Annotated in this window: 4 protein-coding genes; 2 read left to right on the forward strand and 2 right to left on the reverse strand. The window is 67.0% G+C overall.

Going from position 1 to position 12,530, the window contains the following annotated elements; genetic code table 11:
* Positions 1–369 (reverse strand): RHS repeat-associated core domain-containing protein (locus tag LY13_RS25080; RefSeq protein WP_308216401.1); only part of this gene is annotated, 369 nt, incomplete at its 3' end.
* Between the two features lie 788 nt (positions 370–1,157).
* Here LY13_RS25080 and LY13_RS25085 point away from each other — a divergent pair.
* Both LY13_RS25085 and LY13_RS25090 read left to right on the forward strand, forming a co-directional pair.
* Complete coding sequence (locus LY13_RS25085; protein WP_253831036.1) at positions 1,158–11,090, forward strand: LamG-like jellyroll fold domain-containing protein; 9,933 nt, start codon at positions 1,158–1,160, stop codon at positions 11,088–11,090.
* The gene (locus LY13_RS25090; protein WP_253831037.1) at positions 11,087–11,560 is read left to right on the forward strand and encodes a hypothetical protein; all 474 of its coding nucleotides are present in this window, start codon (positions 11,087–11,089) and stop codon (positions 11,558–11,560) included. The genes LY13_RS25085 and LY13_RS25090 overlap by 4 nt, the downstream gene beginning before the upstream one ends.
* A 35-nt stretch (positions 11,561–11,595) precedes the next feature.
* Here LY13_RS25090 and LY13_RS25095 read toward each other — a convergent pair whose 3' ends face one another.
* Positions 11,596–12,135 (reverse strand): endonuclease V, encoded by a 540-nt coding sequence (locus LY13_RS25095; protein WP_253831038.1) that lies wholly within the window; start codon positions 12,133–12,135, stop codon positions 11,596–11,598.
* Positions 12,136–12,530: the final 395 nt, after the last annotated feature.

Consider the following 12,530-nt stretch of genomic DNA (forward strand, 5'->3'; position numbering starts at 1 on the left):
GATCGTACCGATTCCGACACTGATCCCGATCGTGCATACGCCGAAACACCGCCCGGTGGGGTCGGTCCTCCCGAGCGGGTCGCCGCCTACGTAAGCATAGCGGTTCGCGTTGCCGACATCGCGCGGATCCAGACCGGTGGTGTCACGGGAAGCGAACGTGCCCGCATCGGGCTGATACCACCGCACACCCATGTTCACGTTGCCCGAACCCGGATCGGTGTACTGGTGCTGATAGCCCAAACCGGGCCCAACACCCTCACCAGCGGTCTGCTGCCCGAACGGACCGTAGGCACGCGACCCGGCCAACTGCCCATCCGAGACCAACCGGCCCAACCCGTCGTAGGCGTAGTCCGTGGCCCCGTCAGCCACCAACTCGTCGAACGCGTTGAGTTCAGCGGCCTAAACCACTGTCACAGTTTTTCTGAACCAGCCTGGACCGTCCGATTTGCTGATTTCAGAAAATGTGAATCTCCACGGGTTTATGTGCAAGGTCGAGACTGTTGATCCGTACGGCGGATTGACAGCGGAACAGTCGGTTGTGTCGTGATTCGTGCCACGTTAAAAGACGCGATGTCATCACGGTTTGGTCGCAAACAGTTCCGCGGGTCGTCCGAGGTTTCTAGTCTGCCGCGGTGCTCGGCGCCGCGTCGCGCGCAGTGTGTTCGAGTTCGACCTTCGGGCGAGCCAGGGTGGCTCGCCCTTCTCCATGTCTGTGAGAGGTACGCGTGTTGCTGTCGTTGGGGCGAGTCGGTGTCCGGGTGTGGTCGCTGATCCTGGTGCCGGTGATCCTGGTCGGATTGCTCAGTGCCCCGTCGATGACCAGGTCGGCGTTGGCGGCGCAGGGAGAACTCCCTGAACAACACTACGGTTCGGCGGCCGGCCGGCCTCACCGCGTGCCGATGGAGGCGACCGAGCCGCGGCGAAACCGTGCGCAACACAACGCGGCTTCACAGCCAGGCGGTCTACCGCCGGACGAGCGCGCCGCAACGCCGGAACTGGGTGAGGCACCCGCACCTGACGCCCGCGTCGAGGTTGGTGCCAAAGATACTCCGCCTGACGTCACGGGGTTCGACAAGGCGACCTCGCAGCTCGTCGCCGATGAGAGCGGACCGAAACGTCGCGTATTCGAGAACGCGGACGGCACGCGGACCGTGCGGGTGTATCAGGGACGCCGCTTCTTCCGTGACGAGAACGGACAGTGGCAACGGATCGACTCGACGCTCAAAGACGACGGCGAACAGTTCGTGACCACGGCCGACTCGGACGCCAAGCGGTTCGCACGAGTGGCGACAGCCCCGGTTCTCGCGAGCACGTCGCTCGGCGACCAGAGGTCCTTCGGATTCGGCTTGGCCGATGCCGAGCCGGTCCACGGCACGGTGGATGGCCGCAGTGTCACCTACGAGAGCGTTCGGTCCGATGCCGACATCGTCTTGCAGGCCACACCGATGGGCATCAAGGAAAAGATGATCCTCCACTCCGCCGATGCCCCCGCGGTCTGGGAGTTCCCGCTGCATCTCGACGGTGTGACCGCGAGCATCGACGACGAGGGCTCGGTCGTGCTGCGCGACGCCGACGGCGCGGTGGCGGGCCGCATCCCGCCGGGATTCATGGAGGACGCCACCCGAGATCCCCACTCGGGTGAGGGCGCGCGTTCGTACGACGTCGACTACGAGCTCGTCGGTGAGTCGGACGACCCGGTTCTGCGGGTACGTGTCGACCAGGAGTGGTTACAGGATCCCTCACGCGAGTTCCCGGTGGCCGTGGATCCGTCGGTCAGTAGAAAGGACAGTCCTGGTTCGACGTACGTGCTCTCGCCGTACACGAACGACTATTCGGGTGAGCCGAACCTGAGCGTGGGTACCTACAACGGTGGCGGGAACAAGGCCGCTGCGTACCTGAAGTTCGGCAACGTGTCGTCCGAGCTGGCCGGACAGCGCGTCCTGGGCGCCAAGTTGTGGATGTACGAGACATGGTCCTATTCGTGTCAGGCGCGGCCGGTGACCGTGCATCCGGTGACGCAGCCGTGGTCGGTGGGCGGGAACAAGTCGTGGCCCGGCCCGTCGTGGGGTGCGAAACTGGCGACGAAACGCTTCGCTCGCGGCCACGACTCCGGGTGCAGCTCCGGTTGGGTGGGCATCGACCTCGGCGATCGTGGCCGGAACCTGGTCCAGGGCTGGACGCACGGCAAAGCGAACCACGGGTTGACGGTGCGTGCGTCTACGACGGATTCGTACGGGTGGAAGAAGTTCGCGTCGGCGTCATCGGCGAACCCGCCGTCGTTGGCCGTGACGTACACCCCGTACTGGGCGGAATACGGCGTCGGCGCGATGACGCAGACGGTGTCATCCAGCGACGACGGACGTATGCAGGTGCAGGTCACGAACCGTGGCAAGGACACCTGGACGCCGACGAACGGCTACGAGCTCGGCTACCGCATCTGGGACGCGGATTCAGGCCGGGAGCTCGAGTACGGGACCAATGCGGCGTGGACGAAGATGCCCCGCAAGGTCGCGCCGGGACAGTCGGTGACGATCGACGCTCGGGTGAAACAGGTGCCACCAGGGCGGTACAAGATCCGATGGGACATGGGCCGCCGGGGCGTGACCAGGTTCTCGTGGTCCGGTGCGCCGATGTCCAAGGCCGTGTTCTTCACGATCGGCAATCAGACACCGGTGGTCGGCTCGGCATCGCCGCCCAGCAACTACGAGTCCCCGACGCTCACGCCCACCTTGACATTGCGAGGGCGTGATCGAGACGCGTATCCGGGCAAGGGCCTGCAGTACCGGTTCAAGTTGTGTGACGCGTCCGGCGCCGACTGCACACAGACGGAGTGGCAGGATTCGCCCCGGTGGTCGGTTCCCGAGGGACGGCTGCGGTGGAGTCAGGATTACACCTGGTACGGGCAGCTCTCGGACACCGATACCCGGAGCGCCTGGACCGGCGCGGCGACTCTGTCGCCCCGGGTTCCGCAGCCGGCGATCACGAGTCACCTGGCGTCGGCGCAAGACGAGGCCGAGGTGGACCCGGGTATCGGCAACTTCACGGGCCGGGACACCGACGCGTCGGTAGCTGCGGTGGGGCCGGCCCTCGCTGTTCAGCGGACCTACAACAGCCGGGATCCGCGGCGGGACAGTGCGTTCGGTTCTGGTTGGTCCACGACATGGGACAGTCGCGTCGAGCCGGACGGCGACGGCACGGGAAACGTCGTCGTGACATTCCCGGACGGTCGTCAGGCACGTTTCGGGCGTAACGCCGACGGTTCCTACCAGGCACCTCCTGGCGAGCGTTCGACCGTGGTCGACCGGGACAACGGCGGTTGGCTGTTGAAGGTTCCGGGAGCCATGCGCTACGCCTTCGACAGCGCGGGCAGGTTGGCGACGGTCACCGATGTCGCCGGGCATTCGCAGCAGCTGTCCTACGAAGCCGGGAAGCTGGCGACGGCGACCGACGAGGCCTCGGGCAGGACACTGTCGTTCACGTGGTCGGGCGGCCACGTCACGGAAGTCGACGCGGGCGGCAACACGTGGGCATACACGTATGACGGTGATCGCCTGACCGAAGTGTGTGACCCGACGCAGGCGTGCACGAGCTACGCTTATGAGCAGGCTTCGCATTATCGCACGGTCACCATGGATGCGAATCCGCATGCGTACTGGCGGTTGTCGGAGAACGGCGGCAGCACAGCCGTCAGTGAGGTCCCCGGGTTCTGGGGCGACGTCGACGGCACCGCGGTGGATGTCGACTTCGGCCGGTCCGGCCCATTGGCCGGGTCACCGTCCACTGCGGCCGGATTCAACGGAACGTCGTCACACGTGCGCCTCCCCGACGATCTGGTGCGAGAGTCGCAGTACGCGTCGATGGAGTTGTGGTTCAACACGACCTCCGAGGGCGTGTTGTTCTCCACCAGCAACTATCTCCCAGGGGCCGCAGAGCCGAAGGGGTCGATGCCGGCGCTGTATGTCGGGTCGGACGGCAAGCTGCACGGACACTTCTGGAACGAGTCGGTGGCCGGCATCGTCAGCGAGGTGGCCGTCAACGACGGCCAGTGGCACCACGTCGTGCTGTCCGGGGCGTACGACACGCAGACGCTGTACCTGGACGGTGCCGAGGTGGGCTCCCAGGACGGGCAACTGGTGAACATCGACCCGTACGACTTCCTCGGTGCGGGCGCACTCAACGATCGTGACTGGCCCTCCGAGCCCGCGACGGACGGAGGCGCGTGGAACTACTTCGACGGTCAGATCGCCGAGGCCGCCTTCTACCAGCATCCGCTCAGTCAGTCGACGGTGTCCGAGCACTACGCCGCCCGCCAGCGCGCCGACGTGCTGACGGAGATCACGCGACCAGGTGGACATGTCGCGGCGAAGCTGGCCTACGACAAGGCCGACGACCGGGTGACCCGCTACACCGACGCCAACGGCGGCGTTCGCACCATTGGCGCTCCTGTCGTGCAAGGGGATGGGCATCGTTACGGGAACGAGGTGCGTTCCTCGGGGCCGGACTCGCATTGGCGACTCGCGGAGAACGACGGAACGAGCGCACCCGGTTCGCCCACCCTACGTAGAGGGACATACCACGGCGGGACGCAGAGCGCGGGACCATTCCCGAACAGTCACGCTCGTTCGTTCGACGGCAGCAGGGATTATGCGCGGCTGCCCGACGGACTGGTCCGCAGTACTCGGCAGGGGTCGGTGTCGCTGTGGTTCAAGACCACGGCGTCCGACGGCGGTGTGCTGTTCTCGACCTCGGATCACCTACCGGGGGAATCCAGCGAGGGTGGTGCCGTCCCGTTGCTGTACGTCGGCACTGACGGCAAGCTGCACGGACACTTCTGGCAGGGCTCCGTGCCCGGCATGGCCAGCGAGGCGGTGGTCAACGACGGCGACTGGCACCAGGTCGTGCTGGCCGGTGACGACACCACGCAAACGTTGTTCCTCGACGGGGTACAGATCGGCTCCCTGGACGGGACCATCCAGAACCTGCGTGAACACGTGCTGGTCGGCACCGGCTGGACCCGGGCCAACCAATGGCCGCAGATCGGCGATCGTGACTGGGCCTCCTTCAACGGCCGGATCGCCCATCTGGGGTGGTACCCGAATGCGCTGCCCGCGACAGCCGTGTCCGGGCTGTACGAGTCTCGCACCGATCAGGGGTGGCAGGAAGAAACTGCCCGCGCCTGGGGTGTTGACACCCTCTGGCCGCTGGACGAGGTCACGCAGGCCGAGAAGGCCGATGTCGTCGCAGGCACGACCGCCGCGACTCACCACGACGTCGATACCTCGACGCAGCCTCCCATGCCAGGGGCCGGCGGTGTCGGACTGAACGGAACCTCGAGTTACGTCCGGCTGCCGGATCATCAGATCTACGGCCGTACGCGGACGTCGGTCGAGATGTGGTTCAAGACCAGCGCGAGAACGGGCGGCGCACTGTATGCCACCGGCCGGGATCTGCCGGGTGACAGCGGCGGCGGTGCGTATCCGGTGCTGTACGTCGGTACCGACGGCCTCCTGCGCGGCGGGTTCTGGGACGGTGACACCACGGGTATCACCAGCGACAACGTCGTCAACGACGGCGATTGGCATCACGTGGCGCTCACCGGCGACGGCACGCAACAGCGGATGTATCTCGACGGTCAGTTGGTCGGATCCCGTGCCGACGGCCGTATCGCGAACATCGACCGCTACGAATTCGTCGGCACCGGGCGGTTCGACGAGGGTTGGCCCGAGATCCCGCAAGGCTGGGGCTATTTCGAAGGCCAGATCGGCGAGGTCGCGGTCTACCACAGTCCGCTCGACGCTGCGCGCATCCAGGCGCATTACGCGGCCTCCGTTGCCGCGACCGCGGTGACCACCACGGACCCGGCCGGCGACCGGACGACCCACACCTTCGATCCGACCAAGGGTGGCAGGCACATCTCCGTCGACCGGCCGGGTCCGGGCGCTCGGGTGTATGCCTACGACACCGGCGGTTTCGTACGAAAGGTCACCGACGAGAACGGGCACGTCACCCGGTTCGTCAACGACGCCCACGGTAACCGCCTGTCCTCGACGGCGTGTCGAGACGGCGGCGTCGAGGCCTGCTACACCTCCTACACGTCGTACTTCTGGAACGACGACGATCCGCTGGATCCGCGGAACGGACAGGTCACCGAGTCGCGTGACGGCCGTTCGTCGGGACCCGACGACGACCGGTTCCTGACCCACTACACCTACACGGCGGACGGCAACGTGGCTTCGGCGTCCGTTCCTGGAGCGAACGGGGGTGCGCAGCGCACCACGACCCACACCTATACCGATGGCAGTGGTACCGCCGTCAGCGGCGGTACCGAGCCCGCGGGCCTGCTGAAGACCACGACCGATCCTGCCGGTGGCGTCACCCGCTACGCCTACACACAGACCGGAGACCTGGCTCGGGTCACCGATGCGGCCGGGAAGGTCACCGCGTACGACTACGACGACCTCGGCCGTAAGACCTCGGAAACCGTGACGTCCGATGCGCTCGGCACAGCCACCACGACGTATCGCTACGACGCCGTGGGCAGGCTCGTCGAGCAGGTCGACCCGGAAGCGCCCGACGGCGTCACCGACGACCCCCATCAGCGGCGTACCACCAACACCTACAACCCGGACGGCACGCTGAGTTCGGTCACCGTGGACGACGTCGCCGGTGACGACGAAGCGCGTACGACGTCCTACACCTACGACGACCACGGTCGCGTGCACACCGTGACCGGCCCGGCGGGTGGGGTCACCACGACCACCTACGACACGTTCGGCTCCGTGACCCGGGAGGTCGCCCCGTCCGGAACGGAGTTCACCGCCACGTACACCACGGGTCGCCACCAGCTTGCGACGCGCACCGTGCACGGCTACAGCGGCGACGGCAAGGAGCCCCGCGATGTGGTGCTCGAATCACGCGCCTACGACCCCGCCGGGCGGCTCGCGTCGGTGACCGACGCGATGGGACGCACCACCTCGTTCAGCTACTACAACGACAACTTGCTCGAAGCCGAAGCAGTGGAGGGCGGGCGCAGCGACCCGGACACCGGGGAGCAGCGGCCGTTCTACACCGGCGTGTACCGCTACGACGGCGCCGGGCAGGTCACCAAGAAGTGGATCGGGCACGGCCGGTACACCACGACCACGTCCTACGACAACGCCGGGCGCGTGGCGAAGACCGTCGACCGGGAGGGCGACGAGGTACTTCGCAGCAGCGAAACCACCTACGACGTTCTCGACAACCCGGTACACGTCGTGGGAAAGAACGCCGACGGCAGTCGGCACTCCGACGTCGAATCCGATTTCGACGCACTCGGCAGGCCGACGTCGCAGACCGTCTACACCGGATCGGAAGCTCTGACCACCCGTACCACCAGGGACCAGGCCGGTCTGGTGACCGCGGTCGTCGGTCCGCGTGGCACCGCCGCGGGCGCCGACGCGGACGACTTCACGACCGAGTACTCGTACGATGCCCTCGGCCGGCAGGTCGGGATGACGGCGCCGCCGGTCGAGGTCGAGAACGGCGGCAACGATCCGCGGACGCTGCGCCCGACGACCACGACCGGCTACAACACCTTCGGTGAGCCGGTGGCCCAGCGGGACCCGGCCGGCAACGTCACCCGGAAGTCGTTCGACGCGGCAGGACGTGAGACGTCGACCACGTTGCCGAGGTACACGCCACCGGACGGGGGTGACGCGATCTCGCCGACGACGCGGATCCGGTACGACAAGGCGGGCCGTGTCACGGCGACCGTGGACGCGCAGGGACGCAAGACGACGTACCGCTACGACGAACTCGGACACCTGCGGGGCCGCACGGACCCACCGTTGTCCTCAGAGCAGCCAGGTGGGGAATGGACCGCGACGCACGACCCGCTCGGTGAACGGCTGTCGGTGACCGATCCGACCGGCGCACGTACTCACGCCACCTACGACGTGTTCGGCCGCCGGGCCACCTCGACGGTGGTGGAGCGTGTCCCGGGGCCCACGCGGAATCTGACGACCCGCTACACCTACGACGAGTTGGGCAACCCGGCGACCGTAACCAGTCCGTCGGGAGTGGTCACCAAGGCCACCTGGGACGATGCGGGCAACCGGTTGTCGAGCACCGACGGGCTGGGAAACACCACCACGGCCACGTTCGACGGTGCGGGCAACCAGCTCACCGTCACGGACCCTACGGGGCGGTCGACGCGCTACGACTACGACCTCGCCGGCCGCCGGGTGTCCGCCTCAGACACGAACGCCGCCGGTGAGCAACAGCGGAAGCGCACCTTCGACTACGACCGGGCGGGCAACCGCACCGGTGTCACCGATGCGCTGGGCCACACCACCACGCGCACGTATGACGCGCTCGACCGCGTGCGGTCGGTGACGCGTCCGGTGGCCGAGGGTGAGTCGATCACGCGGAGCTACGGCTACGACGCGGCGGGACACGTCACGCGCGCCACCGACGGTAACGGGCACGCGACGGTGTTCACCGTCAACGCGTGGGGCCTGCCGGAGTCCACCATCGAGCCGGCCACCCCGCAGACCCCGGACGCGGCCGATCGCACCTACACCGCTGTCTACGGACTGAACGGGCGGCTGGCCCGGCTCGTGAAGCCGGGTGGGGTGACGGTGTCCAACAGTTACGACCCGTTGGGCAACCTGACCAAGCAGGTCGGCAGCGGGGCGTCGGCGGTGACGCCGGACCGGACGTTCACCTACGACACGGCCGGCCGGTTGACGGGGGTGTCCGCACCCGGCGGCATCAACGAGTTCGAGTACGATGACCGCGGGAATCTCGTCTCGGCGACCGGACCGTCGGGGTCGTCGAGCTATGCCTGGGACGACGATGGCCGTCAGGTGAGTGCGACGACGTCGGCCGGTACGGCGAGGTTCGGCTACGACGGCGCGGGCAGGCTGGCCTCGGCTGCGGATCCGCTGACCGGGACGAGCGTGTCCTACGGCTACGACGATGCCGGGCGGGTGACCTCGACCGGGTACGGCGATGGCCGGGCGTCGCGGGTGTTCGGCTACGACGGCCTGGGCCGGTTGACCTCGGACGAGATCACGGCGCCGGACGGCACCGTGAGCGCGTCGATCGCTTACGGCTACGACAAGGCCGACCGGCTCACGTCGAAAACCACCACGGGCGTTGCGGGTGCGGCGGACAACACCTATGCCTATGACCGGGCAGGGCGGCTGACGTCGTTCGACGACGGCGACGGTGCGCACTCCTATGGCTGGGACGCGGCGGGCAATCTCGTGCGTGACGGGGCCCTCGAGGCGACGTTCGACGCCCGTAACCGGCTGGTGTCCAAGGACGGCACGAGTTACGCATACACCCCGCGGGGCACGTTGACCTCGCGCACGAGTGGTGGCGAGACCACGCGGGTGCAGTTCAACGCGTTCGGCGAGTTGGTCGCCGACGGGGCGACGGCTTACGCCTATGACGGGTTGGGCCGGTTGGTGTCGGCCGGTGATGCTGCGTTGTCGTATGCGGGGTCGGGTATCTCGGTCACCGGTGACGGGGCGGATTCCTACACCTACACCCCGGGTGGGGATGTGCTGGGTGTGGCCTCTGGTGACGGCGCGGCGAGTGTGGCGTGGACGGACCGGCACACGGATCTGGTGGGGGTGTTCGATCCCGCGGATGGGCAGTTGGCCGGGTCGCGTGCCTACGGCCCGTTCGGGCAGCAAACCGCTGGTGAGGGTGTCGAGCCCGGTTTGGGCTATCAGCACCAGTACACCGATCCGGAATCGGGCAACGTGAACATGGGTGTGCGGTGGTATCAGCCCGATGCGGGCACGTTCGCCTCCCGCGACACCACCGGCCTGGATCCCCGCGACGTCGGTAACGCCAACCGCTACGCCTATGTGGGTGGTGATCCGCTGGGGCGGACCGACCCCACCGGCCGGTGTCCGTGCGTGATCCCGATTATCGGAATCACTTTCGGTGAGGCCGCGGCCGCGGTCGGGGGTGCCACGGCGGTGACCGGGGCACTGGCAGCAGCCCCGCATGCGGCGGACCAGGTCGAGTCGTGGACCTCGGACACGACCGCCGCGCCGCCCGCCCCAACTCCGACCCCTCGGCCACCGCAACGCTCCCTCAAGGACTTGTGGGATGCCACTGCCGGGAAGTGGTGGAAGAACACCGGCCAGAGCTGGTGGAGGGGCGCCGCCCGGTGGGCGGGGCGCATCGGTGATCAGTTCGACGAGCTGTGGTCCTCGCCGGGTCCTGGGCCGAACCGGCCACCGTCCCTTCCGGGGCGGAACTGGACCCTCACCCCGGACGGCGGCCCCGGCAGTAGTAGTGGCTGGCTGGGCCACGGCGGGAGCAGCCACACCGCCGCGGCAGCGGCCCGCCGGGCTTACCAAGCCTGGCTCGCCGCGCGCCGCCAACGCGTCATCGACGACGCCATGACCCCGCACGCGTTGCCGGACAGTTCGAAGCGGCCGGTGGTTGCTCCGTCGGTGCAGCGTGCGATCGAGGCGGCCGAGGGTGCTTCGCCGGTGCGTCTCGGAGTCCTCAACCCGAGTGCCGATGGTGAGGAGCCGTATCAGCCGCAGCAGCAGCCCGGTGGTGCCGCCGAACCCGACGGTGTGCAGAGCAGCCACCTGTGGAGCGAAGAATGCGCCACCGGAGGCGAAGTCCGACGCAACGGCACCGGCTGGGAATGCACCACCCTCGACAGCGGTGACACCGCCCAGCCCGGTACCATCAGCAACAGCGGCGGAGACCAGCCCTACGGCTTCAGCGCAGGCACCGGCGAAACCGCATGGGCTGTACCAAACCCGGAGCCGGTTCTGAAGCCCAACGGCACACCCGATCGGAGTAGCCCGTGGTACGTGAGCTACCGGGATGCCGATGGCAATCTCCAAACTGTCGGAAACCTCGACGACGTGCATGCTGAAGTCCGTATCCAGCAATTGCAGCCGGGGGCGTCGATGAGCAAACCATTCGGTTGGCGCACTCGTGACAGCGCCGTAGGCCCGGAGTGGGTCGAGGGCACGGTGTGCGCGGACTGTCAGGTGTTCCCGCGTGGTCTCTTCGCGCCAGGCACACGCGGGGCTCCAGGTGGGCCTTGGGGGGGACTGAGATCGTGAACTCGGTCGCAGAACGCATGATTGAACTAGTCGACTGGCCATCCTATCGCGTGGCGACGGGCCCCGCGGCGACTCTTGGTGGAGCCCTGCACGGACTCCTTTCGAGCGGCAACGTTGACGAAGCATCGGCGGCGTGGAGTGACATCGAAGAGCATGTCTTCTCGCAGGGCACCATTTACTCCGCAGCCGAGCCGACGGTGTCCGTCATGCTTGCGGCACTGATAGAGGACCAGCCGTCGTGGCGAAGTGGGCGGATCTTAGATCTCTTGTTTTACATCGTGCGGGGCTTTTCGGCGACAGACTCATCCCTGCAAGGCCGCTGCAGGGATCGCGCGCGTGAAGGGCTTTGGTTGCTTGTGCGGTGGGCCCTGACACATGAAGGGTGGGCGCGGGACAATGCCCTGGAGGTGATCGAGGTTATCGACCCGGACCGCGTCGAGTTCATACGCTCGGCGGTTGTCGAGCACTGATTTCCCTTGCTGCGAAGGTCCGTGGGTCTCGAAGGTCAAGTGATCTGGTGATCGATGTTCGGTCGAACGCGTCCACGGGCGAGGTTGTCCGCCCTCGCAAGCACGGTTGGAAGCCGATATGGCCCCGCCATCGCCGCAACGATCCGTGCCGCCTCGTCGATTTCAAGACCTCCGGCAGCAGTGACGTAGACGGGCCTGGTCGCCGAGCCCCGGATCACTTCGGCTGCGTGTGTCGCGGTGCGGAAGGGTGTCTTGGCGGCGCCGATGACGGGAATGCCGAATGCGTCCGCGGCATACGCTCCGAGCCCTGGCCGGCCTTGGGGGTCAAGGGTCGCGTACCCATCGACGACCAGTAACTCAAGTTGCGGGCCGAGCGCCAGGACCGCTCGGATGCACGGGAGTTCGCGCTTGTAGAGCTTGCCCGGCTCGTATGGCTCGATTCGGGCGATGTCGACGACGTGCTCGGACACGATCGCTGAGAAGGTCATGTCTCGGCAGACGACCAGTGCCGCCTTCGCTTGTTCCTGGTCGTCGTAGTGGACGTCTACGACGCCGACCGTCGACGCTTGGTTCACGGGTGCACTCAACTTGTTTGGCCGGTCATGGCTCGGTGGGCGTGGTGGCCGGCACGTGGCCGTACGGCCTGCCCGAGCTGCTGCTGGGTAAGGGCCTGTGACTTGCGCGCCGTGCTGAGACGGGCGGAGATGTTGGTATCGGTCGCGGGCTCGCTCCCGAGGGTGCAAAGAGGGGTGACTGGTGCCCGAACCATAGGTGCCGCCTTAGCGTGTCGTTGACGTACGGAAGCGAAGTAGGCCTATCTTAGCGAGCGAAGTAACGTTCTTGACAAGAGTTTGCCGCCATTGAGGTGATCTCAGCGAGGTAGTAACTGGCGCATGAGATCTGTGGCATGGATGCGCTGAGATGAGGCGGAGAGCCCCTGGTAGGACTGGTCTCACCACAAGATCAAGTC

The organism is Prauserella aidingensis (assembly GCF_024171865.1).
GTDB classification, from domain to species: domain Bacteria; phylum Actinomycetota; class Actinomycetes; order Mycobacteriales; family Pseudonocardiaceae; genus Prauserella; species Prauserella aidingensis.